The 26,517-nt window shown below is 74.9% G+C and carries 21 protein-coding genes; 9 read left to right on the top strand and 12 right to left on the bottom strand.

The window, feature by feature from the left end:
- Positions 1 to 104 precede the first annotated feature (104 nt).
- Complete coding sequence (locus DER29_RS26755) at positions 105 to 794, top strand: DUF4191 domain-containing protein (protein WP_121400426.1); 690 nt, start codon at positions 105 to 107, stop codon at positions 792 to 794.
- 58 nt (positions 795 to 852) lie between these two features.
- On the opposite strand, the gene DER29_RS26750 is transcribed toward DER29_RS26755, so the two are convergent.
- Positions 853 to 1,254: an RDD family protein gene (locus DER29_RS26750; RefSeq protein WP_121400425.1), complete on the bottom strand. Its 402-nt coding sequence runs from the start codon at positions 1,252 to 1,254 to the stop codon at positions 853 to 855.
- Positions 1,255 to 1,517: 263 nt separating this feature from the next.
- On the opposite strand from DER29_RS26750, the gene glnA (DER29_RS26745) reads away from it, so the two are divergent.
- From glnA (DER29_RS26745) to DER29_RS26735, 3 genes are all read left to right on the top strand, one after another.
- Positions 1,518 to 2,942, top strand: a complete 1,425-nt coding sequence (glnA, locus tag DER29_RS26745) for a type I glutamate--ammonia ligase (RefSeq protein WP_121400424.1) — start codon at positions 1,518 to 1,520, stop codon at positions 2,940 to 2,942.
- Between the two features lie 177 nt (positions 2,943 to 3,119).
- Complete coding sequence (locus tag DER29_RS26740; protein WP_121400423.1) at positions 3,120 to 3,479, top strand: PadR family transcriptional regulator; 360 nt, start codon at positions 3,120 to 3,122, stop codon at positions 3,477 to 3,479.
- Positions 3,476 to 4,486, top strand: coding sequence for a hypothetical protein (locus DER29_RS26735; RefSeq protein WP_121400422.1), 1,011 nt, complete (start codon positions 3,476 to 3,478; stop codon positions 4,484 to 4,486). The genes DER29_RS26740 and DER29_RS26735 overlap by 4 nt, the downstream gene beginning before the upstream one ends.
- A gap of 157 nt (positions 4,487 to 4,643) precedes the next feature.
- On the opposite strand, the gene DER29_RS36130 is transcribed toward DER29_RS26735, so the two are convergent.
- The 3 genes from DER29_RS36130 to mptB (DER29_RS26720) all read right to left on the bottom strand — a co-directional run bounded on the left by DER29_RS36130 (position 4,644) and on the right by mptB (DER29_RS26720) (position 8,543).
- Positions 4,644 to 5,393: a phosphotransferase gene (locus DER29_RS36130; RefSeq protein ID WP_121400421.1), complete on the bottom strand. Its 750-nt coding sequence runs from the start codon at positions 5,391 to 5,393 to the stop codon at positions 4,644 to 4,646.
- Between the two features lie 190 nt (positions 5,394 to 5,583).
- Positions 5,584 to 7,038 carry a polyprenol phosphomannose-dependent alpha 1,6 mannosyltransferase MptB gene (gene mptB, locus DER29_RS26725; RefSeq protein WP_121400901.1) on the bottom strand — a complete coding sequence of 485 codons (1,455 nt, stop codon included), beginning with the start codon at positions 7,036 to 7,038 and terminating at the stop codon, positions 5,584 to 5,586.
- A 104-nt stretch (positions 7,039 to 7,142) separates the two neighbouring features.
- Positions 7,143 to 8,543, bottom strand: coding sequence for a polyprenol phosphomannose-dependent alpha 1,6 mannosyltransferase MptB (gene mptB, locus DER29_RS26720; RefSeq protein ID WP_199729561.1), 1,401 nt, complete (start codon positions 8,541 to 8,543; stop codon positions 7,143 to 7,145).
- 44 nt (positions 8,544 to 8,587) lie between these two features.
- Here mptB (DER29_RS26720) and DER29_RS26715 point away from each other — a divergent pair, with 44 nt between their 5' ends.
- Both DER29_RS26715 and DER29_RS26710 read left to right on the top strand, forming a co-directional pair.
- Positions 8,588 to 10,252 carry a hypothetical protein gene (locus DER29_RS26715; RefSeq protein WP_121400419.1) on the top strand — a complete coding sequence of 555 codons (1,665 nt, stop codon included), beginning with the start codon at positions 8,588 to 8,590 and terminating at the stop codon, positions 10,250 to 10,252.
- 95 nt (positions 10,253 to 10,347) lie between these two features.
- Positions 10,348 to 11,091 (top strand): bifunctional 2-polyprenyl-6-hydroxyphenol methylase/3-demethylubiquinol 3-O-methyltransferase UbiG, encoded by a 744-nt coding sequence (locus tag DER29_RS26710; protein ID WP_233600176.1) that lies wholly within the window; start codon positions 10,348 to 10,350, stop codon positions 11,089 to 11,091.
- Positions 11,092 to 11,181: 90 nt separating this feature from the next.
- On the opposite strand, the gene DER29_RS26705 is transcribed toward DER29_RS26710, so the two are convergent.
- Positions 11,182 to 14,196 carry a bifunctional [glutamine synthetase] adenylyltransferase/[glutamine synthetase]-adenylyl-L-tyrosine phosphorylase gene (locus DER29_RS26705; protein ID WP_121400418.1) on the bottom strand — a complete coding sequence of 1,005 codons (3,015 nt, stop codon included), beginning with the start codon at positions 14,194 to 14,196 and terminating at the stop codon, positions 11,182 to 11,184.
- Complete coding sequence (locus DER29_RS26700) at positions 14,196 to 14,963, bottom strand: type 1 glutamine amidotransferase (protein ID WP_121400417.1); 768 nt, start codon at positions 14,961 to 14,963, stop codon at positions 14,196 to 14,198. The genes DER29_RS26705 and DER29_RS26700 overlap by 1 nt, the downstream gene beginning before the upstream one ends.
- Positions 14,964 to 15,150: 187 nt before the next feature.
- Between DER29_RS26700 and DER29_RS26695 the strand changes: the two genes are divergently transcribed.
- Entirely contained in the window at positions 15,151 to 16,026 is an 876-nt protein-coding gene (locus DER29_RS26695) for an LD-carboxypeptidase (protein ID WP_121400899.1), read from the top strand.
- Positions 16,027 to 16,203: 177 nt separating this feature from the next.
- On the opposite strand, the gene DER29_RS26690 is transcribed toward DER29_RS26695, so the two are convergent.
- A complete protein-coding gene (locus DER29_RS26690) occupies positions 16,204 to 17,094 on the bottom strand; it encodes a virginiamycin B lyase (RefSeq protein WP_121400898.1) in 891 nt (296 codons plus the stop codon).
- A gap of 208 nt (positions 17,095 to 17,302) precedes the next feature.
- On the opposite strand from DER29_RS26690, the gene DER29_RS26685 reads away from it, so the two are divergent.
- Complete coding sequence (locus DER29_RS26685) at positions 17,303 to 17,779, top strand: hypothetical protein (RefSeq protein ID WP_121400416.1); 477 nt, start codon at positions 17,303 to 17,305, stop codon at positions 17,777 to 17,779.
- 180 nt (positions 17,780 to 17,959) lie between these two features.
- Here DER29_RS26685 and DER29_RS26680 read toward each other — a convergent pair whose 3' ends face one another.
- The 5 genes from DER29_RS26680 to glnA (DER29_RS26660) all read right to left on the bottom strand — a co-directional run bounded on the left by DER29_RS26680 (position 17,960) and on the right by glnA (DER29_RS26660) (position 24,462).
- Entirely contained in the window at positions 17,960 to 18,337 is a 378-nt protein-coding gene (locus tag DER29_RS26680) for a VOC family protein (protein WP_121400415.1), read from the bottom strand.
- A gap of 106 nt (positions 18,338 to 18,443) precedes the next feature.
- Positions 18,444 to 21,779, bottom strand: coding sequence for an NACHT domain-containing NTPase (locus DER29_RS26675; protein WP_121400414.1), 3,336 nt, complete (start codon positions 21,777 to 21,779; stop codon positions 18,444 to 18,446).
- Between the two features lie 69 nt (positions 21,780 to 21,848).
- Complete coding sequence (locus tag DER29_RS26670) at positions 21,849 to 22,544, bottom strand: YafY family protein (protein WP_121400413.1); 696 nt, start codon at positions 22,542 to 22,544, stop codon at positions 21,849 to 21,851.
- Positions 22,545 to 22,579: 35 nt separating this feature from the next.
- Complete coding sequence (locus DER29_RS26665; RefSeq protein WP_121400412.1) at positions 22,580 to 23,005, bottom strand: DUF350 domain-containing protein; 426 nt, start codon at positions 23,003 to 23,005, stop codon at positions 22,580 to 22,582.
- Positions 23,006 to 23,112: 107 nt separating this feature from the next.
- The gene (gene glnA / locus DER29_RS26660; RefSeq protein ID WP_121400411.1) at positions 23,113 to 24,462 is read right to left on the bottom strand and encodes a type I glutamate--ammonia ligase; all 1,350 of its coding nucleotides are present in this window, start codon (positions 24,460 to 24,462) and stop codon (positions 23,113 to 23,115) included.
- A gap of 189 nt (positions 24,463 to 24,651) precedes the next feature.
- On the opposite strand from glnA (DER29_RS26660), the gene DER29_RS26655 reads away from it, so the two are divergent.
- On the top strand, positions 24,652 to 26,412 hold the full coding sequence (locus tag DER29_RS26655; RefSeq protein WP_121400410.1) for an NAD+ synthase: 1,761 nt from the start codon (positions 24,652 to 24,654) through the stop codon (positions 26,410 to 26,412).
- Positions 26,413 to 26,517 lie beyond the last annotated feature (105 nt).

Raw genomic sequence — 26,517 nt, 5'->3', positions numbered from 1 at the left:
CGCCTGCCCTCCTTACTCCCGCCCCTCGTCGGCGGTACGGCGGCGTAAGGTACTCAGCCCGGCCGCGGACAACGCGACGTGCGGCGACCACTAGACTCTGCGGCATGGCAAAGCCCCAGGAGAAGGTCTCGTTCGGCCAGCGGCTGAAGCAGATCGGGATGGTGTTCAAGTTCACCGCCAAGCAGGACCGGTGGTTCGCGCCGTTGGCCGCCGCCGCGGTGCTGATCCCGCTCGCGCTCACCGTGGTCGCGGTCCTGATCTGGGGCTGGCTATGGCTGCCGCTGGGCATCCTGTTCGCCCTGCTCTGCCTGCTGATCGTGCTCAACCTGCGGTCCAACAAGGCGATGATGAACGCCGCCGAGGGGCAGCCCGGCGCGGCGGCCCAGATCATGGAGAGCATGCGGGGCGACTGGCGGGTCACCCCGGCGGTCAGCTCCACCACGCAGATGGACATGGTCCACCTGGTCATCGGCCGGCCCGGCGTGATCCTGCTGGCCGAGGGCAACCCGCAGCGGGTGCGCGGGCTGCTCGGCCAGGAGAAGCGGCGGCTGGCGAAGGTGATCGGCTCCGCCCCGCTCTTCGACTACGTCATCGGCCAGGAGGAGGGCGAGCTGCCGATCCGCAAGCTGCGGATGACGCTGATGCGGCTGCCGCGCAACCTCAGCGGCAAGGACGTCAACTCGCTGGACAAGCGGCTCAAGGCGCTCACCGCCCGCCCGCAGATGCCCAAGGGCGCGATCCCGAAGAACATGCGACCCGCGCGGGGCGCGTTCCGCCAGACGCGCGGTCGCTGACCCCCGACGCGTACGCGAAGAGCCGGGCCCGTGCGAAGGGCCCGGCTCTTGCCGTCTGTCAGGGGCGGGGGGCGTCGGTGACGACGGAGCCCGCCAGCCGGTCGTGCAGGCCGCGACGGTGGCCGTCCATCAGCAGGGCCGGGACGACCAGGGCGAGCAGCAGGCCGCGCAGCAGGGCCCGGGCCACCCCGATGCGACCGCCGTCGACCCAGGCGACGCAGCGGATCTTCGTGATGAACATGCCCGGCGTCTGCGCGAAGAGCCCGAGGAAGAAGCCGTACTCGACGATCAGCACCAGCACGGGCGCCCATCCGTCGCGGACCGGGTCGGCGAACCCACCGGCGACGAGCAGGCAGAGCACCCAGTCGATCACCAGCGCGCCGAACCGGCGCCCCAGGCTGGGCGGGGTGAAGGCGGGATCCGTCGCGGGCGGTACGGGGCGATCATGCGGCTTGGTCACAACGGTCAAGGGTATCCAGGGCGTACGGACGGATCGGGGACGGTCGCCCGCAACCGGGCAGCAAAAAGGGGCGAAAGCGAGCAAGTGTCAATAGAATGGCACAGCCGGGGGTGTCCCGTCGCACGGTCCGGCCCGCCCGAGCGGCGCGGATGACGCTCCGCGAGGGACGTAACACGGCAGAAACACTCAAGACATGGCCGGGCAACCGCGCCGCCATAGCGTCGCCAAGAGCCTAGCCACCCGTGGACGTGCCAGGAGGACGTGTGTTCGCCAATCCCGAGGAACTCCTGCGATACCTCAAGAACGAGGACGTGAAGTTCGTCGACGTACGTTTCTGTGACCTGCCCGGCGTGATGCAGCACTTCAACCTGCCGGTCGAGTCTGTCGACGATGCCTTCTTCACCGAGGGCCTGGCCTTCGACGGTTCGTCGATCCGCGGTTTCCAGGCGATCCACGAGTCGGACATGCTCCTGCTCCCGGACGTCGCCACCGCCTTCATCGACCCCTTCCGGGCGCAGAAGACCCTCGCGCTCAACTTCTTCATCCACGACCCGTTCACCCGCGAGGCCTACAGCCGGGACCCGCGCAACGTGGCGAAGAAGGCCGAGGCCTACCTGGCCGCCAGCGGCATCGCCGACACCGCGTACTTCGGCGCGGAGGCGGAGTTCTACATCTTCGACTCCATCCGCCACGAGACCTCGGCGCACCAGTCGTTCTACTACATCGACTCGATCGAGGGCGCCTGGAACACCGGCCGCGAGGAGCCGGGCGGCAACCGCGGCTACAAGACCGCGTACAAGGGCGGCTACTTCCCGGTGCCGCCGGTCGACCACCTCGCCGACCTGCGCGACAGCATCGTGCGCCGGCTGGTCGACAGCGGATTCACCGTGGAGCGCTCGCACCACGAGGTGGGCACCGCCGGCCAGTCCGAGATCAACTACCGGTTCTCGACGCTGCTGCACGCGGCCGACCAGCTCCAGCTCTTCAAGTACATCGTGAAGAACGAGACCTGGGCCAACGGCAAGACCGCGACGTTCATGCCGAAGCCGCTCTTCGGCGACAACGGCTCCGGCATGCACACCCACCAGAGCCTGTGGCTGAACGGCGAGCCGCTGTTCTACGACGAGACCGGCTACGCCGGCCTGTCGGACATGGCCCGCTGGTACATCGGCGGCCTGCTGCACCACGCCCCGTCGCTGCTGGCCTTCACCAACCCGACGGTCAACTCGTACCGCCGGCTGGTGCCGGGCTTCGAGGCGCCGGTCAACCTGGTCTACTCGCAGCGCAACCGCTCCGCCTGCACCCGCATCCCGGTGACCGGCAGCAACCCGAAGGCCAAGCGCGTCGAGTTCCGCGTGCCGGACCCGTCGGCCAACGTCTACCTGGCCTTCTCGGCGATGATGATGGCCGGCCTGGACGGCATCAAGAGCAAGATCGAGCCGCCGGCGCCGATCGACAAGGACCTCTACGACCTGCCGCCGGAGGAGTGGGGCGACGTCAAGCAGGTGCCGGGCTCGCTGTCGGCGGTGCTCGACTCGCTGGAGGCCGACCACGACTACCTGCTCGACGGTGGCGTGTTCACGCCCGACCTGATCTCGACCTGGATCGAGTGGAAGCGGGCCAACGAGGTCGACCCGGTGCGCCTGCGCCCGACCCCGCACGAGTTCGCCATGTACTTCGACTGCTGACGCACTTCGACTGCTGACGCGGCAGGAGAACCACAGGAAGGCCCCGGGTCCGCCCGGGGCCTTTCCGTCTGTGCGCCCGCCGCACCGACCCTCCGCCGGGCGGTGCGGGCCGGAACGTTCCTCCGCTCGGCGTGTAACGGACGCCGACATACCTTCGTGTCCATTATATTGCGGGGCGTGGACACACCACTGCGCGAACCCACCTTCCTGATCCTCACCGCACTGGCCGGCCAGCCGATGCACGGATACGGCCTGATCCGCGAGGTCACCGCCCTCTCCGACGGGCGCGTGTCGCTGCGGCCGGGCACCCTCTACGGCGCGCTCGACCGGCTGGTCGACGCCGGCCTGGTGGAGGTCGACCGCGAGGAGGTGGTGGACGGCCGGCTGCGCCGCTACTACCGCCTCTCCCCCACCGGCGACGCCACGCTGACCGCCGAGACCGAGCGCATGCGCCGCAACGTCGAGGCGGCCACCGTCCGCCTGCGCGCCCGCGCGGCCCGGCCGCTCGCCCCGCGTACCGCCGGGGGGTTGGCATGAGCGAGCTGGAGCGGCGCTACCACCGCCTGCTGCGCGCCTACCCGGCCGAGTACCGCCGGGCGCGCGGCGCGGAGATCGTCGGCACGTACCTCGACCTGGCCGGCCCGGAGCGGCGCTGGCCCTCGCCCGCGGACGCCGCGGACCTGCTGCGCGGCGGCCTCCGCCAGCGGCTGCGGGCCGCCGGGGCCGCCGACCTGATCCCGGGCGTACGCCTCGCCGCCGTCCTCGCCTTCTTCACCGCGACCGCCCTGGCGGCGGTCTGGTCGGTGCTGGAACTGCACCCGCCGCGAGCGGAGTGGGGCGTGCCGAACGCCGGGCCGTTCGTCTCGCTGGGGATCGGCGTGTGGGCCGCCTGGCTGCTCGCCGCGGTGGCGCACGCGGTGGCGCCGGGCCGCTGGACCCGCCGTGCCGTGGCTCTCGCCCTGCTGTCCACCGTCGCGGTCGTGCCGGTCGCCGCCCTCGCCGGCCTGCCCCGCCCGCCGCTGTTCGTGCTGCTGCCGCAGGTCGGGCTGGGGCTGGTGGCGCTGGGCCTGCCCGACCGGCTGCCGGCGTCGGTACGGGCGGCGCCCCTGATCGCCATCGCCGCCACCGGCCTCGCGAGCGTCAACGTCCTGCCCCGGAACGACCTCTTTCTCAGCTACTACAGCTGGACGGCGAGTCAGATCCTGCCCGGTGCCGCCGTGGTTCTGCTCCTCGTGGTGCTGCTGCTCGGGGCGGGGCTGGCCCTGCGGGCCGACCATCGGGGCGGTTGGGCGCTGCTGGTGCTGCTGACCCCGGTCGGCCTGCTCTTCCTGCGACCGCTGGGCGGCGCGGTCGACGGCAACATGCGCGGTGCGCCCAACCCGGGCTGGCCCGTGCTCGCCGCGACGGCCGTCGTGGTCTGCCTGGCCGGCCCCGCGCTGCTGCCCCTGACGATCGCCCTGCGCAAGCGCCGGCGCGGACCGGGGCCGGTCGCGAGCGGCGACCGCTGCCCGACCTGCGGGCGCACCGCCGAGCGTGCCCCTTAGACCAGCGGCAGCGGCACCCGCGCGGCGGGTGGAACGCCATGGCTGTCATCGGAGAGTTTTGACAACCATGGCGTTCCACCCGCCACCGCCTCGGCGGTGAGTGGCGAAGCCCGGCCTCCGCAGTGGGCGAGGCGCAGCCGCGGTGGTGGGAGGGCGGTCAGCGGAGGGCGGTCTCCCACGTCTCAACGTGGGCGTCGAGGTGGTCGGCGGTGGCCAGCCAGTACGGGCCGTCCTCGGTCCAGATCCGGGCCCACGGCTCGCGCCGCTCCTCCGCGCCCTCGCGCAGCAGGTCGTACATCGCCCGGGCGCGACGGCCCAGCAGAGCGGCCAGGGCCGGGCGGGACGCCTCGTCCAGGCGGTAGCCGTCGGCGAAGGCGCGCAGCCGGGCCGCCGACTCGGCCACCGGCCGGTCCGGGCGCAGGCCGGCCATGCTCTGCGCGGCGTACGCGACGTCCCAGAGCCGGGAGCCCGGCGCGGCGGCGTCCCAGTCGATCAGCACCCAGCCCCGGTCCGCCCTGATCAGGTTCCACGGGGCCACGTCGTTGTGGCAGACGAGTTCCTCCCGGTCCGGCGGGATGAGCCGCTGCCACGCCGCGCCGGCCGGCGGGACGAACCCGGCCAGCGCCTCGTGCAGCTCGGCCAGCATCCGGCCGATCGTGAACAGGTCCTCCGCCGGGTACGTGCCCGACGCCGCGCCGACCTCGCCGGGGACGTACTCCAGCACCTGCCGGCCCCGCGCGTCCCGGCCCAGCGGTCGGGGAGCCCCGGAGAATCCCACCGCGTGCAGGTGCTCCAGCAGGGCGTCCACCGCGTCGCTCCAGGGGCCGACCGGGCGGCGCACGGTGTCGCCGACGCGCACCACGCCGGCGGTGGCGTTGCCCGGCAACGGTTCCTCGGCTGCGCTCATCCCCTGATCATGGACCCACCGGCCGAGGCACACCGCACGGCCCGCCGGCCGAAGCACGCGGCGCGGCCCGCCGGCCGAAGCACGCCGCGCGGCCCCACCGGCCGGAACGCGCGCACGAACCCGCCCGGCGGGGGCGGCGCCGCACGGCCCCGCCACCGCCGGCACGGCCCCGCCGGCCGGAACGGGGTCCTCAGCCCGGACGCGCGGCACCGGTGCGGCGCAGCCGGAGCAGGCCCCACACCGCCAGCCCGAGCGCCAGCGCGGTCATCACCAGCGCGCCCGGGGCCTTGGTGAACCGGGCCAGGTTGGTGCCGTCGGGCAGGGCGAGGAAGGCCGCCGCCGCGCAGGGCGCCACGATCCAGGTGGTCCGCCTCGCGGCGACCGCGAGCAGCGCCAGTGGCCAGGTGGCGTACCAGGGGTGGAAGACCGGGGCCAGCACGACCGTGGCGGCCAGCGCCAGGCCGGCGCCGAGCAGGGCGGCCCGGGGGCGGGCGGCGTCCAGGCGGGCCACCCGCTGCCGGACGTCGTTGAGGCGGCGCAGCCCCGACCAGGCCCGCCACCACAGCGCCGCCACCAGCACCGCGAGCAGCAGCAGCGCCGCCGCGCGGGTCGCCGGCACCGCGCCCGGCTCCCGGCCGGCGAGCCCGCCCGCGTAGTCGACGACGAAGCCCACCGCCGTCGGCGGGGACGTCCACTGCTCGGAGTCACCGCTGCGGCTCAGCCCGCCCGCCCAGCCCAGCCCGAGGCCGGACAGCAGCGAGGTGACCGCCACCGCGCCGAGCGCCCCGCCGGCCAGCCAGCCGGCGTCGCGCAGCAGCGCCCGGACGGTGTAGCGGCCGAGCACCGCCGCCAGCGCCGCGAACGGGAGCACCACCACGGCGGTCGCCTTCACGGTCACCGCCAGCCCGAGCAGCGCCCCCGCCAGCAGCAGCGGCCCCGGCCTGCCGGGGCGGCGGACGAGCACCAGCAGGCCCGGCATCAGCAGGCCGAGCATCACCGCGTCGTTGTGCGCGCCGGCGATCAGGTGCACCCCGACCAGCGGGCTGGCCAGCGCCAGCCAGGCCGCCCGGCGGGTCGGCACGCCGGCGGCCCCGGCCAGCCCGACCAGGCAGAGGGCGGCCAGCAGCACCCCGGCGACCGCCAACAGCCGGAACGCCACGATCGCGCCCACCAGGCCGCCGCCGAGAGTCACCGCGAGCGCGGCGAGCAGCACGAAGAACGGCCCGTACGGCGCGGGCGTGTCCCGCCAGATCGGCGCGACCGACTCCACCCAGGGACAGCCGGCCTCGGCGACGCCGGTAGCGTACGGGTCGACGCCGTGCGCGTACGCCCAGCCCTGGCAGGCGTACGAGTAGACGTCCCGGCTGCCCAGCGGTGGGGCGGCCAGCAGCGGCAGCGCCCACAGCCCGGCCGTCAGGTACGCCCAGCGCGTCGACGGCGCGCCCCGGCGCAGCGCCCACCAGGCGCCGACCAGCAGGGCGGTGCCGACGAGCCACAGCGCGACCGCCCACGGCCCCCCGCCGGGGCCCGGAACACCGGTGGCCCGGGGCAGCGCGCCGCCGAGCCAGCCGGCGACGGTCAGCAGCACCGCCCCGGCCAGGCCGGCCCAGCGGGCGGACCGGGCGGCACCGGGGGACGGCGGCAGAGGCCGGAGTGGCGGGCCCTCGGGCGGCGGCGGGGGTCCGGGCGGCTGCGGGGTGCCGGGCGGGACCGGCGGAGCGCCGGGAGCGGTCACCGGCGTCCCTCTCCTCAGTCCACGGCGGCCGGCCGGCGGGCCGCCCGGGCCGACCGTACCAAGCGGACCACCACCACGATCACGAACAGCGTCATCAGCGGCGCCCCGACGGTCTTGGTGTACCGGGGCAGCCCCGTGCCGTCGGCGAGCACCAGGAACGACGAGACGATCGCGACGACGGCAAACCACCCGGTGCGCCGGGCCGTGGCCGCGAGCACGGCCAGTGGCCACGTCCAGTACCAGGGGTGGTAGAGCGGGGCGAGCGCGACGGTGGCGGCGAGCGCCAGGCCCGCGTGCCAGATCGGCTCCCGGGTGCGCGCCCGCCACCACAGCCAGAGCAGCACCAGCGCCAGCGCCGCCATGCCGATCCCCCGGGTGGCCGGCAGCGGGTCGCCGTGCCAGCCGAACGGCGCGGCGAGGTAGGCGACGGTCTGCCCCACCGCCGTCGGCGGCGAGGTCCAGGCGATCACCAGGCCGCCCTGCTCCAGCCCGGTCACCCAGCCGAAGCCGAGGCCGGTGGCGAGGGTCGCGCCGACCACGGCGGCGACCGCGCCGCCGACCACCCACCCTCCGTCGCGCACCAGCGCCCTGATCGAGTACGCCCCGACGATCGCGGCCAGCGCCGCGAACGGCACCACGACCAGCGCGGTCACCTTGATCGCGACGGCGAGGCCGAGCAGCACTCCCCCGCCGAGCAGCGGCCCGGGGCGGCCGGGGCGGGACACCACCACGGCCAGCCCGGCGACGAGCAGCCCCACCATCAACGCGTCGTTGTGCGCCCCCGAGATCAGGTGCACCCCGATCAGCGGCGAGCCCATCGCCAGCCAGACCGCCCGGCCGGCCGGTACGCCGCAGCGGCGGGCCAGCACCGGCAGGCAGGCCGCGGTCAGCCCCACTCCGGCCAGGGCGAGCAGCCGGAACAGCACGATGCTGCCGACCAGCGACCCGGTCGCCTTCACCACCGCCCCGGCGAGCAGCACGAACAGCGGCCCGTACGGCGCCGAGGTGTCCCGCCAGATGTAGGAGATGGTGTCCAGCCACGGGCACGGCAGCGCCGAGACACCCTGCTCGTACGGGTTGAGACCGGCGGAGTAGCTGGCCCCCTGGCACGCGTACGCGTACACGTCCCGGCTGCCCAGCGGGGGCGTGAGAAGCAGCGGCAGCAGCCAGAGCCCGACGGTGAGCAGCGCCCAGCGGGTCGACGGCACCCGGTCGCGCAGCGCCCACCAGGCGTACGCCATCGCGCCGGTGCCGACCGCCCAGGTGGCGATGATCAGCGGGCCGTACGGGCCCTGCCAGATGCTGACCGGGGTGGGGCGCAGGTCGCCGTCGGGGAACGCGCCGCCGAGGAACGCGGCCACGGCGAGCAGCGTCGAGCCGGCGAGGCCGAGCCAGCGCGCGAGGTGGTGAGGCACGCCCGACATGCTGCCAGTACGGTGGTCGCGGTACGGAGGTGGGCATGCGGCGCAGTCGGGTGGTGGCGGTGGCCGCCGTCTCCGCCGTGCTCCTCGGCGTGGTCCTCGTCGCCCTCCCGCCGACCGGCTCCGACCTCGCCGCGCAGGTCGCGCGGGCCGACTTCTTCACCGCGCACGGCCTCGCCCCGGTGGACCTGCGCTGGTACGGCGGCGTGCAGCAGTTCGGCTACAGCCTGCTCTCGCAGCCGGTGATGGCGCTGCTCGGGGTGCGGGTCACCGGCGCCCTGGCCCTGGTGGCGGCGACGACCGCGCTCGCGGCGCTGCTGGTGCGTACCGGGGTGCCCCGCCCGCTGCTCGGCAGCCTCGTCGGGGTGCTCACCATCGCCGGCAACCTGGTCTCGGGCCGGGTGACGTACGGCCTCGGGGTGGCCTTCGGCCTCGGCGCACTGCTCGCCCTCACCCTCCCCCGGGGCCCCGCCGACGCTGAGGCAGACGCCGGCCCGGAGCGGGGGGCGCGGTTCGGGCGGCTCGGGCTGGCGGCGGCCGGTGCGCTGCTGGCCTCCGCGACGAGCCCGGTCGCGGGCCTCTTCGTCGGCCTGGCCGGGGCGGCGCTCCTGCTGACCCGCAGGTACGCCGACGGGCTGGTGCTCGGCGTCGCCGCCGCGCTGCCGCTCGGGCTGACCGCCCTGCTCTTCGGCGACGGCGGCTGGATGAACATCAGCCGCACCGACACGGTCCGCGCCGTGCTGACCAGCCTGCTCGTGGCCGCGCTCGTGGGCTACCGGCCGGTGCGGGTCGGGGCGTTGCTCTCGGCGGCCGGGGTGCTGGCGGCGGCGCTGGTGCACACCCCGGTCGGGCTGAACGCCACCCGGCTGGCCGTCATGTTCGCCCTGCCCCTGCTGGCCGCCGCCGCCCGCCCCCCGGCCCGGACGACCGCGTGGCTGGCCCGGTTCGCCGCGTCGTCCGCTCCGCGCCCCGTCGGGGGCGGGCGGACCGGAGTCGGGGGCGGCACGCGGGTCCGGGGTGGCGTCGCGCTGGCCGCGCTGCTGGCGGCGGTGTGCTGGTGGCAGCCGCCGGTGCCCCCCGCCGACCTGCGCAGCGTCGACGACCCGACCAGCCGGGCGGCCTACTTCGCGCCGCTGCGGGCGTTCCTCGACGGGCAGCGGCTCACCGGCCGGGTGGAGGTGCCGCCGACCCGCAACTACTGGGAGGCGGCGAGGCTGGGCGAGGTGCCCCTGGCCCGGGGCTGGCTGCGGCAGGCCGACATCGACCGCAACCCGCTCTTCTTCACCACCGTGCCGGGGGCCGCGGGCACCGGGGTGCCACTGACCGCCGCGAGCTACCGGGACTGGCTCACCGACAACGCGGTGCAGTTCGTCGCGGTGCCGGGCGCCCCGCTGTCCTGGGTGGGGCGGGCCGAGGCCGAACTGGTCGCGGGCGGGCTGCCCTACCTGACGCCCGTCTGGTCCGGCCCGCACTGGCGGGTCTGGGCGGTGACGGACCCGGCCCCGATCGTCGGGGCGCCGGCCGAGCTGGTCGCGCACGACGGCGCCTCGGTGACGTTCCGGGCGCCGGCCGCCGGCACGGTGCCGGTCCGGGTGCGGCACAGCCGCTGGCTGACCGCCTCGGGCGGGGCCACGGTCGCCGCCGCCGGCGACTGGACGGCGGTGACCGTGCCGCGCGCCGGGCAGTACCGGCTCGGCAGCTGACCAGTCACCCACCTGCGGCACCGGGGACGGCTGCCCAACTTTTGCCGATCCGGCAACATTCTTTGCTCCCGCGCCGCCGCCGCGCCACGATCGACGTGGCAGGTACGCAGGCAGCGCAGCAGGAGGACGACGTGCACCACGACGCGACGACCGGCGAGCACCGGCACGACGACACCCCGGCGGCCACCGGACACGACGGGCGGCAGCACCCCGACGTGGACGAGGAGACCGCGCGGTTCTGGGAGGAGCACTACGGGCGGCACGAGCGGGTCTGGAGCGGCCGGGCGAACCCGATCCTGGTCGATGTCGCCAGCTCGCTGCCGGCCGGCACCGTGCTGGACCTCGGTTGCGGTGAGGGCGGCGACGCGATCTGGCTGGCCGGGCGGGGCTGGCGGGTGACCGCCGTCGACGTCTCCGAGACCGCCCTGGCCCGGGCGGCCGAGGAGGCGACCGCCGCCGGGGTCGTCTCCCGCATCGAGTTCCGCCGGCACGACCTCACCCGGACCTTCCCGCCGGGCGAGTACGACCTGGTCTCCGCGCAGTTCCTCCAGTCGCCGCTGGAGTTCCCCCGGGCGGAGCTGCTGCGGTCGGCGGCCCGGGCCGTGGGCCCCGGCGGCCGGCTGCTCGTCGTCGAGCACGGCGAGGCCCCGCCGTGGGGGCGGCACGACCACGCGCACGCCCGCTTCTCCACCCCGCAGGAGACCCTGGCCGCGCTCGACCTCGACCCCGACCGGTGGGACACCGAGCGGCTCGACGCCCCGCGCCGGCAGGCCACCGGCCCGAACGGTGAGACCGGCGAGCTGGTCGACCACGTGGTGTTGGTGCACCGCCGCGTCTGAGGTCCGCGCCGGCGGCGGGACCCGCCCCCGCCCCGGAGCCGACCGGCGGGGCGAGCGCCCCGGCCGGGCCCGCTCGGCCGGGCGGCGGGCTCAGGAGTCGAGCACCCGTTCCATCGCCGCGCGGGAGCGGCGGCCGGTGCGCAGGTACTCGTCGAGGAACTCGCCGGGGTCGTCCCGGCCGAGCAGCCGGACCACCCCGGCCAGCTCGACGCCGTGCCGGGGCAGTTGGTCGCCCTCCCGGCCGCGGACCAGCATCAGCGCGTTGCGGACCTGCGCGGCCAGCGTCCAGCCGGCCGCCATCTCGACGGCGTCCGTCGGATCGACCAGGCCCGCGTCCTGGGCCGCCGCGAGGGCGTCGAGCGTACGCGTGCCGCGCAGCGCCGGGATCGCCCCCGCGTGCCGGAGCTGGAGCAGCTGCACGGCCCACTCGACGTCGGCGAGGCCACCCCGGCCGAGCTTGGTGTGGGTGGTCGGATCGGCGCCCCGGGGCAGCCGCTCGTGCTCCACCCGCGCCTTGATCCGGCGGATCTCCACCACCTGCTCGCGGGTCAGCCCCTCCGCCGGGTAGCGCACCGGGTCGACCATCGCCGCGAACTCGGCGCCGAGGTCGGCGTCGCCGCAGACGAACCGGGCGCGCAGCAGCGCCTGCGCCTCCCACACCTTCGACCAGCGGGCGTAGTACTGCGCGTACGCGGCGAGGCTGCGCACCAGCGGACCCTGCCGGCCCTCCGGGCGCAGGTCGGCGTCGACGCCGAGCGGCGGGTCGGGCGCGGGCATGCCGAGCAGCCGGCGCAGCTCCTCGGCGATCGCGCGGGCGGCGCCGGCCGCGCCGTCGCCCGCGCCGGCCGGGGCGTCGTAGACGAAGAGCACGTCGGCGTCGGAGAGGTAGTTCGACTCGTACCCGCCGAGCCGGCCCATGCCGATGACGGCGAAGCGCAGCCCCGGCACGGGCGGCTGGGCCGCGCGGGCGGCCCGCAGCGCGGCGGCCAGGGTGGCGTCCGTGACGTCCGCCAGGGCGGTGCCGACGGCGGTCACGTCGGTCAGGCCCAACGCCGCGCGCCCGCCGTCGGGCCGGGGTGGCGACGGGGCCAGCGAGCCGGCCCGGCTCAGCAGGTCGGCGCAGGCGATCCGGACCAGTTCGCGGCGGCGCAGCGCGCGGATGGCCCGGGTGGCCTCGACCGGGTCGGCGTGCCGGGCCGCGGCGGCGGCGAAGCCCTCGCAGAGGACCGCGCTGGGCCGGGGGGTCAGCTCGCTCTCCTCGGCCAGCAGCCGCAGCGCCTCCGGCTCGCGGGCCAGCAGGTCGGCGGCGTACCGGGAGGAGGAGAGCACCCGGGCCAGCCGGCGGGCCACCGGCCCCGAGTCGCGCAGCAGGCGCAGGTACCAGGGGGTGCTGCCGAGGGAGTCGGAGACCTGCCGGTAGTTGAGCAGGCCGCGGTCCGGCTCGGGGGCGTCGGCGAACTCGCTGAGCAGCACCGGCAGCAGGGTGCGCTGGATGGCGGCGGTGCGGCTCACCCCGCCGGTGAGGGCCTGGAGGTGACGCAGCGCCCCGGCGGGGTCGGCGAAGCCGAGGATCTCCAGCCGGTGCCGGGCCGCCTCGGGGGTCAGCCGCAGCCCGTCGGCCGGCACCCGGGCCACCGACTCCAGCAGCGGCCGGTAGAGCAGCTTGGCGTGCAGGCGGCGTACCTCGGCGGCGTGGGTGACCCACTCGGCGCGGAACTCCTCGACGGCGCTGCGGCCCGGCGTGGCGGTGTGGCCCAGCGCGGCGGCCAGCCAGCGCAGCGCGGCCGGCTCGGTCGGCACGGTGTGGGTGCGGCGCAGGCCCTGGAGCTGGAGGCGGTGCTCGACGCCGCGCAGGAAGCGGTAGCCGCGCAGCAGCGCCTCGCCGTCGGCCCGGCCGACGTAGCCGCCGGCGACCAGCGCGCGCAGCGCCGGGATGGTGCCGGGCACCCGCAGCGACTCGTCGCCCCGGCCGTGCACCAGTTGCAGCAGCTGCACGGCGAACTCGATGTCGCGCAACCCACCAGGGCCGCGCTTGATCTCGCGCTCCAGCTCCTTCGGCGGGATGTTGTCGATGATCTTGCGCCGCATGGCGCGGACGTCCTCGACCGCCTCGGGCCGCTCGGCGGCCCGCCACACCAGCGGGGCGAGCTGGTCGATCCACTCCCGGCCCAGCGCCAGGTCGCCGGCCGCCGGCCGCGCCTTGAGCAGCGCCTGGAACTCCCAGGTGCGCGCCCAGCGCCGGTAGTAGGCGAGGTGGCTGGCCAGCGTCCGCACCAGCGGCCCCCGGTTGCCCTCCGGCCGCAGGGCCGCGTCGACCGGCCAGGCGACCAGCCCGCAGACGTGGATCAGCCGGGTGGCGACCGTGGTGGCCGCGGCCAGGTCGTCGTCCTCGGCGGCCACGAAGATCACGTCGACGTCGGAGACGTAGTTCAGCTCGTCGCCGCCGCACTTGCCCATCGCCACGACGGCGAGCCGGGGCCGGGGGGTGCCCTCCGGCAGCTCGCCGACCGCGATCTCGTACGCCGCCGCCAGGGTCGCGTCGGCCAGCGCGGAGAGCGCGGCCATGGTCTGCTCCAGGCCCCGGCCGCCGGTCAGGTCGGCCGCCGCGATCCGCAACAGCGCCAGCCGGTACGCCCTGCGCAGCACCGCCACCGGCTGCCCGTCGCCGGACAGGTCGAGCCGTCCCTCGGCGGTCGGCGCCAGCCCGTCCGGGGCGGTGCGCAGGGCCGGCCACTGATCGGAGTTGGCGACCAGGTGGTCGCCGAGCGCGGAGGAGGCGCCGAGGACGGCGACCAGCCGCCGGCGCAGGCCGGGATCGTCGGCGAGCGCCGCCAGCAGCGCCGACGCGGCCTGTTCCGGGGCGGTGCGGCGCTCGGCCTCGACGATGCGGTGCAGCTGGCGCAGCGCCAGGTCCGGATCGGCGGCCCGGGAGAGCGCGGCGAGCAGCTCCGAAGCGCGGTCGTCGGTGGGCTCCTGCACGTCCGGCCGCCACAGCCCCAGCCCGTCCGGGCCGAGCAGGTCGGCGGCGCGGGTGGCGCCGGCACCGCCGTCGGTGCCGAAGCCGTAGCGGGCGAGCCGTCCCGCGGCCCTGGCCGGCCGGCTCATCACTGCCCGAGCAGGGGCAGGCTGCGGCGGGGCTCGGCGTCGTCCAGCTCGCCCAGGGCCAGCGCGGCGAACCGGGCCGCGAACGGCTGCCAGACCTCCTCGACGTCGACCATCACGTCGTGGCAGGCCGCCACCACCAGGTCGGGGTCGTAACCCAGCTCGGCCAGCAGCCTCGAGTCGGCGGCCCAGTCGGCGATCATGGCGGTGTCGCACTCGATGTGGAACTGCAATCCCCAGGCCCGGTCGCCGAGGCGGAACGCCTGGTGGGGATAGCGGGTGGAGGCCGCCAGCAGGGTGGCGCCGCGGGGCAGCTCGGTGATCTCGTCGGAGTGCCACTGGAACACGTCGGGGATCAGCGGGACGTAACGGAACAGCGGGTCGGTGTCGGCGGCGTCCCGCTTGCCGACCACGCAGGGGCCGACCTCCGGGCCGCTCGGACTGCGCACGACCTCGCCGGCGTGCGCGGTGGCGAGCAACTGCGCGCCGAGGCAGATGCCCAGCGTCGGCACCCGGTGCCGGACGGCCTTGCGCAGCAGCCCCTCCACCGCCGGGAGCCAGGACGCGGCGGGCGACCCGTCCGGCAGCGGGTACGGCGGCAGCCCGCCGCCGAGCACCACCAGCGCGGCGTACCCCTCCAGGTCGGCGGGGATCTCGTCACCGGCGTGGGCGCGGACCACCCACAGGTCGAGGCCCGCCTCGGTCAGCCACTCACCCAGCCGGCGGACGTCGTCGGTCGGGTCATTTTCGATCACCAACGCGGTAGCCACGACGTCGAGGCTAGCCGGTGGCCCGGACGGACCCGGAACGCCTCCACCGGCGCGGCGGCGACGGGTGGCCCGGTGCGTGCCCGCCGCCGCACGTACGCGACTAGGCTCTGCCGCTGTGTCCGACCCCGCCCGCACGACGCCCGCCACCGCCGTACGACCGCCGGCGCTGCGCCCCGGCGACACGGTGATGCTGGTGTCGCCCTCCGGGCCGACCCGGCCGGAACGGGTGGCCCGGGGCGTCGAGCTGCTCACCGGCTGGGGACTGCGGCCGGTGCTGGCGCCGAACGCGTACGCCCGGCAGGGCTACCTCGCCGGCGCGGACGAACTGCGCGCCGCCGACCTGAACGCCGCGTTCGCCGATCCCGAGGTGCGCGGGGTGATCTGCACCCGGGGCGGCTACGGCGCGCAGCGGATCGTCGACGCGATCGACATGGCCGCCGTACGCCGCGACCCGAAGGTGGTCGCCGGGTTCTCCGACATCACGGCGTTGCAGTTCGCGCTCTGGCGGGGCGCCCGGCTGGCCGGCGTGCACGGCCCGGGGGCGGCCTGGCTGGACGAGCGCACGCCGCTGCGCTCGGCCGAGTCGCTGCACGCCGCCCTGATGACCACCGAGCCGGTCGCGGTGAGCGCCGTCGCCGAGGAGGAGACCTTCGCGGTACGCGTGCCCGGCCGGGCCACCGGCCCGCTGCTGGGCGGCAACCTCTGCCTGGTCGTGGCGTCGCTGGGCACCCCCGACATGCCGGACCTGACCGGCGCGATCCTGCTCGTCGAGGACGTGCAGGAGCCGCCCTACAAGGTCGACCGGATGCTCACCCAGCTCCGCCGCGCCGGTGCCCTCGACGGGCTGGCCGGCGTGGCGGTGGGCCAGTTCACCGACTGCGCGGACGGCTGGTCGGTCGGCGTCGCCGACGTGCTCTCCGAGCGCCTCGGCGACCTCGGGGTGCCCGTCCTCGGCGGCCTCCCGATCGGTCACGGCCCCGGCCAGCTCACCGTCCCCGTGGGCACCGAGGCCACCCTCGACACGGAAACCGGCACCCTCACGGTCACCCCCGCCGTCCGCTGACCCGCCCACTCCCTCCCGCGCCCCCCGCATGCCCCGCGCCCCCGCGCCCCCGCATGCCCCGGCGATCATGGGGTTGGCAGCAGCGATACCGACATTCCGCACCGCCAACCTCATGATCACCGGGTCAGGGCGGGGGTCAGGGGCCGGGGTCAGGGCCGGGGGGTCAGGGGCGGGGGGTCAGGGGCCGGGGGTCAGGTGGGCGAGGGCGCCCGTTTCCAGGGCGGCCCAGACCGTGGCGTCCGGGGCGACCGTGAGGCCGTGGGGTTCGGAGGCCGGGGTCGGCAGGTCGTGGGTGGTGATCGCGCCGCCCGGGGCGACGTGGCCGATGCGGTTGCCGCCCCACTCGGTGTACCAGCAGCCGCCGGCCGGGTCGGCGACGATCGCGTGCGGCCGGGCTGACCGGTCCGGCAGCGGGTACTCGGTGATCCGCCCGTCCGGGGTGATCCGGCCGAGCTGACCGGCGCCGATCTCGACGAACCAGAGCGCCCCGTCGATGCCGGCGGTGATGCCGACCGGCGCGGCCCCCTCGGTCGGCAGCGCGTGCAGGGTCACCGCGCCGTCCATGCCGATCCGGCCCACCGCGTTCGCCTGGTTGAGCGTGAACCAGACGGCCTCGTCCGGCCCGGCGGCGACCATCGAGGCGAAGCCGCCGCTCACCGGCAACGGGAACCGCGTCTGCTCCCCGTCGACGGTCACCCGGCCGATCGCGTCAGCGCTCATGGCCGCGTACCAGAGGGCGCCGTCGGGACCGGCGGCGATGCCGCAGGGGCCGGTCCCGGCCGGAAGCTCGACGGCGCTCAGCTCGCCGTCGGTGGTGATCCGGCCGATCCGGTCGTCGCCGGAGCGGGTGAACCAGAGGGCGCCGTCGGGGCCCGGCGTGATGATCAACGGTCGGCTGTCGGCCGCCACCGACCAGGTGCGCAGCTCGCCGCCCGCGTCCATCCGGGCGATGCCGCCGGCATGGACCAGCGTCAGCCAGAGCGCGCCGTCGGGGCCGACCGTGATGCCGTACGGGCCGCCGCCCGCCCCGGTCAGCGGGACTTCCCTGATCTTCGCGGACGTCGTCACGAGGGTCACCTTCCGTCACCTGCTCCGCCCCGGCGGGGCCCTGCCGACCGCCTACCCTCGCCGCCCGCGCACGCCGATGCAACCCGTTTGTCCGGTCGGTCGGCCCGGATTGCCAGCTCGCTGACAGGGTCGCCACGGCATCCCCTCAGCCCTGCCGGTCACCGTCGGTGAGGTCATCGCACCACCCATCGACGAGCTGGAGGACGACATGCCCCGCACCACGAGGAAGAAGCACCTGCTGGCCGGGCTGGCCGCGGCCGGCGTACTCGGCGTGGGCCTCGCCGCCCCGACGGTCGCGTTCGCCGCGGACGGCGACACCCCGACGCCGGCTGCCAGCACCGGCGCCGCCGAGGACGGCGACCGCCAGCAGCAGCGGGCCGACCGGCAGGCGGAGTTCGCCGGGAAGCTGGCCGCGGAGCTGGGCGTCGACACCGACAAGGTGACGGCCGCACTGGAGAAGCTGCGCGAGGAGCACAAGCCGGCCGACCGTCCCGAGAAGGGCGACCGGCCCGGCAAGGGCGACCCCGCCGACCGGCAGGCCGCGATGAAGGAGCGCCTGGCGCAGGCCGTCGAGGACGGCAAGCTCACCCAGGAGCAGGCCGACGCCGTCACCGCCGCCGCCGAGGCCGGCGTCCTGCCCGGCCCGGGCGGCCGGGGCGGCCACGGCGGACCGGCCGGCAAGTGACGTACGCCGTCCGCCCCGGCGACCCGGCCGGGGCGGACGGTGCCACCGCCCGTGCTGTCGGCCGGGCCCGTCCTGACCGTGCCGTCGACCGCGTCGGGCTGGGACGTCGACCGTCAGGCGTACGTCGACGGCACCTCCGGCGGACGGCGCGGCCGGTCAGGCGGCCCCGGCCGGTGCGGCTCAGGCCCCCGGCGGCGGGGCGTAGACGCCGAAGTGGTTGCCGGCCGGGTCGGCCAGGTGGGCGAAGGTGAGCCCGTCGTCGTTGGACTTCGGCGGCACCAGCACCTTGCCGCCCGCCCCCTCCGCCCGCCGGACGGCGTCGGCCACGTCAGCCACCTGCACATAGAAGATCGCGTAGTTCGGGCTCGTCCCGCCGGTGTCCCGGACCGCCCCCTGGAAGGATCCCTCCGGTCCCGGCTCCGCCACCCGGTACGACGCCTCCGGCGTCCCCTGCTCGCTGAACGCCCAGCCGAACAGGTCGGTGTAGAAGCGCCCGGTCTCCTCCGGCCGGTCGGTGCCGACCTCGAACCAGTTGACCCCGCTGGTGATCGTGGACATGTGTCGCCTCCCGTTCGCACGCCGGCCGTCCGGCCGGCGCCGTCAGGAGTCAGCCTCCGCCCCGTCCGCGACAGCGTCCTGTCGGTGTTTCCGACGGAGCCGACCGTTACCCGGTCGGGTCGGTGAGCGGACGCAACCGGTCGACCAGGTCGGGGCGGCGGGAACCGTGCCGGGTGCGGAAGCTCTCCACCTCGGCCACCGACACGGGATACCGCCGCACGCCCGCCTCGTAGGTGCGGACCACCAGCTCCGCGGTGTCGATGCTCAGCCAGTCGAGCCGACGGCCGCCGGCGGCGGCGAACCACTGCGCGCCGGCGATCAGGCCGTCGACCTGCTCACCGAGCCCGAGGTCGGTCTGCGGGTCGCGGCCGAGGAAGGCAAGGACGCAGCGGGCCGCCGACGTCAGCAGGGAGCCGACGATCGTCGCGTCCCGTTGGAGACGACGCAGCACATCGACGACGAACTCGGCGGACAACTCGTGGTCGGTCGAGATCCGATCCAGCACGAACCTCGCCACCGGCGGCTGCGGTACTTCGTCCTCCTCGTCCACCGTGGCCAGCAGGCGTTCGTAGGCCCGCTCCCGCTCCCGCTGCGGAACCCGTGCGCCGAGGATCGGAAGGAGCGACACGTCGAGCAGGAGCCGGGCTCCCGACCGGTCGCCGTCCGCGAACGTCCAGAAGCCGTCGACCGTATCGAGCGGATCGCCCAGCGGCCCCAGCGCGTGCAGCGCCGTGTCGAGGACCGGGTCGCACTCGAAGTGCGCGGCCCGGGCGAGCAGGGCGAAGTCGGTTCCGGTCGTCAGGTAGTAGCTCGCCGCGTCCTCCGCGGGGCTGTCGTCCCTGGAGCCGGCGATGAACCAGCGAGGATCGTCCGCCGGCGGCGGTGACTCGTCCCGGCCTTCCCCGAGAGAGAGGACGAAATCTCGTCGGGTCCCTGTCCACGTCCGGCTGACCCGCACGACGCTCAGGAGGCTGTCGTACTCGCCGTGGCTGAGCTGGGAACGCCAGAAGAGAGCCTGTCGGTTCCACCCGGACACCCCGTCGTCGCCGTCCGGATGGAGCTGGGTCCCCCGCAGCTGCCCGCTCGCGGCGAGCAGCAGCACGAGCAGGTTCACGCCGTACACCGCGTGGCGTGCCGGAACCGACAACTGCCGAGGCTCATACGACTCGAAGTGCCGAGCCGGTCGCCGACCAGGCGCCGCCCGGAACAGGCGCAGCAGCATGTCGACCAGGGCGTCCCGCCGGCTTTCGCCCCACGACGTCAGGATCTCGACGAGGAAGGTGACGATCGGGGTGCGTCCGGTCAGTGTCGCGAAGGACAGCAGGGCGTGGAGCGGGTCGTCGTCCGGCGGCGTGGCTCCCAGCAGGGCGCTCGCCTCCCGGGCCGCCAGGTCGTCGAGCACCAGCGCGGTCGTCCGGGCGATCAGGAACTCACCGAAGGTGGCGTGCAGGAACTCGTAGGTGCTGGCCCGGGCCTCGTCTCGCATCGCCTGTGAGCGGTGCACGAAGAAGAAGCGGCCCAGGACGATCTCGGCAGGTCGCAGCGGGGTACGCAGGTGTCCGTCGGTCGCGACGGCCGCCGGACGGCTGCCCAGGAACGGCAGCGCGGCGAGATCCGACTCGAAGTCGTTCTCGGTGACCCACTGGACGCCCCGGTTGAACATGCCGAACGCCACGATCGACAACCTGCGCAGCTCGTCCTCCGTCGCCCGGTCCAGGTCCCGCTCGGACAGGCCCGGCCGGTGCTTCATGACCTCCCGGCGGGCGAAGCTGCGCAGCAGGCGCTCGTAGAGCTCGCCCCGGCGCAGCTCGCCGGCCGATCGCAGGTCGTTGCCCTCGGCGTCGTAGAGCGCCAGCATCAGCAGCAACAGCGGCTGTTCGGCCAGCTCACGGTGGGCCAGCACCGTCGCCGGCTCCAGCGGCTGCACGCCGAGCGCGCGGAACGCCCCGTCGTTGACCCGGTTCCAGGTGGCAGTCCAGGCCCGTACCCGCTCGCCGTCGAACGGCTCCAGCCGAACCGCCACCGTGCCGGGCGGCGGCTGCGCCCGGTCCGCGACGCTGGTGCGGCTGGTCACCAGCACCGCCACCGGCCGCCCCTGGTCGGCCTCGCGCCGCTGGAAGGCCGCCACCCGGCGCAGGTAGTCGGACTGGTTGACCCCGGTGGCCTGGAGCAGCTCGTCGAAGCCGTCGAGCAGCACGACCGGCAGCGCGTCACCGGCCGACCTGGACAGGCCGGGCCAGTCCACCCGCTCGCCGGTGTCGTTGCGGACCGCCTGCTCGATCTGGTCCTGGAGCTCCCCGGCGGCGTAGACGTCCCGCAGCACCACCCGCACCACCATGAAGTCGGCGGCCGGCAGCTGCGCGGCGAGGACCCGGGTCAGCACCGACTTGCCGGAGCCCGGCTGGCCGAGCACCAGCAGCGGGGCGCGGGTGGCGTTCGGCGAGGTGAGGTGCACGACCAGGGACTGCCACAGGTCGTCACGCAGCCTCCGCCCATCCCACCACGCCTCGTCACTCGGTCGCGCGTGGGCGGGCAACTCCTCGATCCGACACAGCGGTGGCACGTACGCCTGGCCGAGCGTCGGCACCGTGAGCCCGGTCGGCACGTCCCCGGACGAGATGATGGGCCGTCCCAACTCGCCCGTGTACGCCGCGGCGAGCGCCGCCCGGCGGTCGTCGGGCGGGCGTCCCGTGGAGAGGGCGCGAAGGGTCCGCCGCATCTCGTCCAGCCCCACCGAGAGGGCACGGACCTGCGTCCGGGTCGCCTCGTGCTCGTACAGACCGATCCAGAACGACACCTCGACGAAGTCCACCGCAAGCTGGGTCAGCAGATCGCGGTGCCGGTCGACGGCGGCGCGGGGCAGCCCGAGCAGCCCCTCCTCCGTCGCCTGTCGCCGCCACCCGTCGGCGGCCTCCCACACCGCCAGGCCGCGCAGGAGGTGCAGCAGCCGGCCGACGAGCCCGTCGTAGTAGGCGACCAGGGCCTGACGGAACGCGGGATAGGGCAGTTGCGGCCCGGGCAGCGGCGCCGCGGTGGCAAAGAACGCGTCGGTGAGGGCCGCCTCGTGCACCGCTCCTGAGCCGGCCAACGACAACTGCTCGGCCTTGCTGATCCGGGCGCTCGCCACGTCGAAGGGCAGGTCGATCTCGCTCAGCACCTCGAAGAAGGCGGTCACCGCGACGACGGCGTGCGCCGCCTCCAGGCGCTGCGTGCGGCCGTACCGGGACAGCCCGGAGCGCTTCTCGGACACGCCGCGCACCAGTTCGTGGCCGAGCCGGACGAACTCCGCCTTCGCGTCGAAGATGCCCAACGCGTCCGGCGCGCCGGCTGCGGAGGCGCCGAGCAGCGACCAGCCGGTCAGCTTGTCGAACCAGTCGACGAACCTGCTCTTCTCCCCGCCCAACAGGCGTACGGCGTCGGCGTAGCTGAGCGCGTCGGGCACGTGGTGACCTCCTGCGGAACATACGGAAGAGCCAGCATGCCGTGCACGGGAGGACCGCGCTGTCCCGTGTCAGACCAGGCTGAGCCGGCGGACCCGCTCCGTGGGGATGTCCAGGTCGTCGGCGGCCAGCTCGCGCTCCGGCACCCGCTCGGCCAGGGCGGTGACCGAGGTGATCCGGTCGACGCGAAAGGCCCGGATGCCGTCGCGCAGCCGGCACCAGCCCAGCAGGTACCAGTGCCGGGGGTTGCCGAGGTAGCCCAGCGGCTCCACGTCACGCAGCGAGCCGGCGCCCGCGCGGTCGGCGTAGCGGATGCGCAGCACGCGCCGCGCGCGCACCGCGTCGGCGACGGCGGCCGGGACGGGCGTCACCGGCCCGTCGCCGATCAGGTGCACCCGGGCGGCGAGCCGGTGCGCCTCGGTGGCGTCGGCGGCGGGCATCACGGAGATCAGCTTGCGCAGGGCGGTGCCGGCCGCGGCGCCGAACGGGGTGCCGCGCATCCGGTGCAGGGCCACCGCCATGGCGACCGCCTCGACGGGGGTGAGGTTGACCGGCGGCAGGGTGCGTGCCCGGTCGAGCGCGTAGCCGCCGGTGCGGCCCGGCTCGGCCCAGATCGGCACGCCCGACTCCTGGAGGGCGCCGATGTCCCGCTCGATGGTGCGGGTGCTCACCTCGAAGCGGTCGGCGAGCCAGCGGGCGCTGCGCGGCCGTGGCGACACGGCGCGCAGCTCCTCGACCAGGGCGTAGAGACGGTCCGTCCGGTTCACCCCCGCAACCTACGACGGGGGTGTGACGGAGTGGCTCAGGCGATGCAGGCGCAGACGATCAGCGCGGCGCCGAAGTGCGTGGCGGCGCTGACCCGCGCCGCCGGGTGCGGCTCGTCCGAGCAGATGATCTCGCCGAGCTTGCCGGGGGTGAGCAGGTCCAGCACGAAGAACGCCAGCGCCATGATGACCAGCCCGACCAGGCCGAAGACGACAGTCGAGGCGAGCCCCTTGGCGAAGTCGCTGTAGCTGGTCAGGATCGCGGTGAACACGATCCCGGCGATGCCGAGCTGGTTGGCGGCGAGCAGCAGCGCGGCGTTGCCGTTGCGCCGCACCCAGATCAGCTCCCGCAACCTGCCCGGGGTGAGCATGTCGACCAGCCCGAACCCGGCCGCCATCAGGGCCACCCCGACGACCCCGAACACCACGCTCTGCCAGGCTCCGCTGAGCAGGTCTTCCAGCACCGACTGCCTCCCGAACTCTGCGCCCGGCGGGGATGCCGGCGCGGTGACCGAGACGATAGCGGCACCGCGCCAGCGGCGGGAGCCCGCTCCGGCCCGGGAGGACAGACCTACAGCGACAGGTAGCGCTGCCGCTCGTAGGGGGTGACCTCGCGGCGGTACTGCTCCCACTCGGCCCGCTTGTTGCGCAGGAAGAAGTCGAAGACGTGCTCGCCGAGCACCTCGGCGACCAGTTCGGAGCCGGCCATCACGTCGATCGCCTCGGACAGGTTCTCCGGCAGCGGCTCGTAGCCCATCGCCCGCCGCTCGGCGCTGGTCAGCGACCACACGTCGTCCTCGGCGCCCGGCGGCAGCTCGTAGCCCTCCTCGATGCCCTTCATCCCGGCGCCGAGCAGCACCGCGAAGGCGAGGTAGGGGTTGGCCGCCGAGTCCGGCGAGCGGACCTCCACCCGGGCCGAGTTCGGCTTGCCGTAGGCGGGGACCCGGACCAGCGCGGACCGGTTCAGGTGACCCCAGCAGACGTACGCGGGACTCTCGGTGACCCGGTCCGGCAACGCCTGCGGGAACAGCCGCTTGTAGGAGTTGACCCACTGGTTGGTGACGGCCGTGTACTCCCGGGCGTGCACCAGCAGCCCGGCGATGAACGCCCGGGCCACCTTGGACAGCTTCATCGGGTCGCCGGCGTCGTGGAACGCGTTGCGCTCCCCCTCGAACAGCGACAGGTGGGTGTGCATGCCGCTGCCCGGCTGGTCGGTGAACGGCTTGGGCATGAAGGTGGCCTGCACGCCGGTGGAGAGCGCCACCTCCTTGACCACGTGCCGGAAGGTCATGATGTTGTCGGCCGTGGTGAGCGCGTCGGCGTAGCGCAGGTCGATCTCCTGCTGGCCGGGGGCCACCTCGTGGTGGCTGAACTCCACGGAGATGCCGATCCGCTCCAGCGCCAGCACGGCCTGCCGGCGGAAGTCGCGGGCCACGGCGTGCGTGGTGTGCTCGAAGTAGCCGCCGGTGTCGACCGGGATCGGCACCGAGCCGTCCAGCGGGCCGTTCTCCAGCAGGAAGAACTCGATCTCGGGGTGGGTGTAGAAGGTGAAGCCCTTCTCGGCGGCCTTCGACAGCGCCCGGCGCAGCACGTGCCGCGGGTCGGCCCAGGACGGGCCGCCGTCGGGGAGCAGGATGTCGCAGAACATCCGGGCGCTCTCGCCGCTGACCCCGCCCTCGAACGGGAAGACCTGGAAGGTCGTCGGGTCGGGCATGGCCACCATGTCGGACTCGAAGACCCGGGCGAAGCCCTCGATCGCCGAGCCGTCGAACCCGATGCCCTCCTCGAAGGCCGCCTCCAGCTCGGCGGGGGCCACCGACACGCTCTTGAGCGTGCCCAGCACGTCGGTGAACCACAGCCGGACGAACCGGATGTCCCGCTCTTCCAGCGTACGGAGGACGAACTCCTGCTGACGGTCCACTTCCACCCCTCGCGACACCTTGCGCACCTGCGACCGGGGGGTCGACCCGGCCTGACCGACCAGTCTCCACCGGCCTCGTTACGCCGACGTTACGCGACCGGCCGGCGGGCGTCCCGTCCTGTCCCGTGGCTCCCGTGATCTCGCCCCGCCCCGCGTGTCGGGCCCGCACGGCTGGGGCAAGATGAGGACATGCCCACCCTGCGTCTCGCCCTGTGCCAGGTCAACCCGACCGTCGGCGACCTCGCCGGCAACTCCGGCCTGGTCCGTGAGTGGACCCGCCGGGCCGCCGACAGCGGCGCCCAGATCGTCGCGTTCCCGGAGATGATGCTGACCGGCTATCCGGTCGAGGACCTGGTCTTCCGCCGGTCCTTCGTCGCCGCGTCGAAGGCCGCGCTGGAACGCCTCGCCGCCGATCTCGACGCCGACGGGTCGGGCGCGCTGCCGGTGCTGGTCGGCTACCTGGACGCCGACGGCCCGCCGCAGGTGAGCGGCGACGCGGAGCCCGGTCGGGGCGCCCGCAACGCGGCGGCCCTGCTGCACCACGGTCGGATCGTCGCCACCTACTTCAAGCACCACCTGCCCAACTACGGTGTCTTCGACGAGGACCGCTACTTCGTCTCCGGCGACGCGCTGACCGTCGTCCGCGTCGGCGGGGTGGACGTGGCGCTGACCATCTGCGAGGACCTGTGGCAGGCCGGCGGTCCGTTCGCCGCCGCCCGTCAGGCCGGGGTCGGCCTGGTCCTCTGCGTCAACGGCTCGCCGTACGAGCTGAACAAGGACGACGTCCGGCTGCCGCTGGTCCAGCGCCGGGCCGCCGAGGCCGGGGCGCTGATCGCGTACGTCAACATGGTCGGCGGGCAGGACGAGCTGGTCTTCGAGGGCGACTCGATGATCGTGGGCGCCGACGGCGCGTTGCTCGCCCGGGCCCCGCAGTTCGTCGAGCACCTGCTGGTGCACGACGTGGAGCTGCCCGCCGCCGGCGAGCCGGCCGGACCGGAGCAGGTGCTGGCGGACGGGATGCGCGTGGTGCGGGCCGAGGCCGGGGACATCCCGCCGACGCCCGCCGGGCCGGCCGCCACCGGCGGCACGATCGCCCCGGTGGCCGACGAGGCCGAGGTGTGGCAGGCGCTCGTGCTGGGCCTGCGCGACTACGTCAACAAGAACCGGTTCCCCTCGGTGGTGCTGGGCCTCTCCGGCGGCATCGACTCGGCGGTCGTGGCCGCGCTGGCCGTCGACGCCCTCGGGCCCGACCGGGTGGTCGGCGTGTCGCTGCCCAGCCAGCACTCCTCCGAGCACAGCCGGGAGGACGCGGCCGAGCTGGCGAAGCGGACCGGGCTGGACTACCGGGTCGAGCCGATCCAGCCGATGGTGGACACCTTCCTGGCGAACATGTCGCTCTCCGGGGTCTCCGTGGAGAACCTCCAGGCGCGGGTACGCGGGGTGATCCTGATGGCGCTGTCGAACCAGGAGGGGCACCTGGTGCTGACCACCGGCAACAAGAGCGAGCTGGCGGTCGGCTACTCCACCCTCTACGGCGACTCGGTCGGCGGCTTCAACCCGGTCAAGGACGTCTGGAAGACGCTGGTCTGGCGGCTGGCGAAGTGGCGCAACGCCGATGCCGCCCGCCGGGGCGAGACCCCACCCATCCCGGAGAACTCCATCGGCAAGCCGCCGAGCGCCGAGCTGAGCCCGGGCCAGCTGGACAGCGACACGCTGCCCGACTACGACGTGCTGGACCCGATCCTGATCGGCTACGTCGACGGCGACCTGGGCCGCGACGGGCTGGTCGCGTCCGGCCACGACCCGGCCGTCGTCGACCGGGTGCTGCGGATGGTGGATACCGCCGAGTACAAGCGCCGCCAGTCCGCGCCAGGGGCGAAGATCTCGATGAAGGCCTTCGGGCGGGACCGGCGGTTGCCGATCACGAACCGGTGGCGCGAGGACGGCTGAGCCGGTCGCTCCCGGGCCGGCGGCGGCCCGGGAGTGACATCCTCCACTGCGCTCTGCCGCGGGCCGGTCGTCGGGTGCGACGATCGCGGCGGAACCCGGGGACCG

Source organism: Micromonospora sp. M71_S20, assembly GCF_003664255.1.
Taxonomy (GTDB): Bacteria; Actinomycetota; Actinomycetes; order Mycobacteriales; family Micromonosporaceae; genus Micromonospora.
Note: the sequence above shows the minus strand (reverse complement) of the source record. Positions and strands in the feature narration are given on the sequence as shown.

Coding starts and splice junctions, on each gene's coding strand:
- DER29_RS26755 (WP_121400426.1), top strand. CDS start 105: ATGGCAAAGCCCCAGGAGAAGGTCTCGTTCGGCCAGCGGCTGAAGCAG.
- DER29_RS26735 (WP_121400422.1), top strand. CDS start 3,476: ATGAGCGAGCTGGAGCGGCGCTACCACCGCCTGCTGCGCGCCTACCCG.
- DER29_RS36130 (WP_121400421.1), bottom strand. CDS start 5,393: ATGAGCGCAGCCGAGGAACCGTTGCCGGGCAACGCCACCGCCGGCGTG.
- DER29_RS26715 (WP_121400419.1), top strand. CDS start 8,588: ATGCGGCGCAGTCGGGTGGTGGCGGTGGCCGCCGTCTCCGCCGTGCTC.
- DER29_RS26705 (WP_121400418.1), bottom strand. CDS start 14,196: ATGAGCCGGCCGGCCAGGGCCGCGGGACGGCTCGCCCGCTACGGCTTC.
- DER29_RS26695 (WP_121400899.1), top strand. CDS start 15,151: ATGCTGGTGTCGCCCTCCGGGCCGACCCGGCCGGAACGGGTGGCCCGG.
- DER29_RS26685 (WP_121400416.1), top strand. CDS start 17,303: ATGCCCCGCACCACGAGGAAGAAGCACCTGCTGGCCGGGCTGGCCGCG.
- DER29_RS26680 (WP_121400415.1), bottom strand. CDS start 18,337: ATGTCCACGATCACCAGCGGGGTCAACTGGTTCGAGGTCGGCACCGAC.
- DER29_RS26655 (WP_121400410.1), top strand. CDS start 24,652: ATGCCCACCCTGCGTCTCGCCCTGTGCCAGGTCAACCCGACCGTCGGC.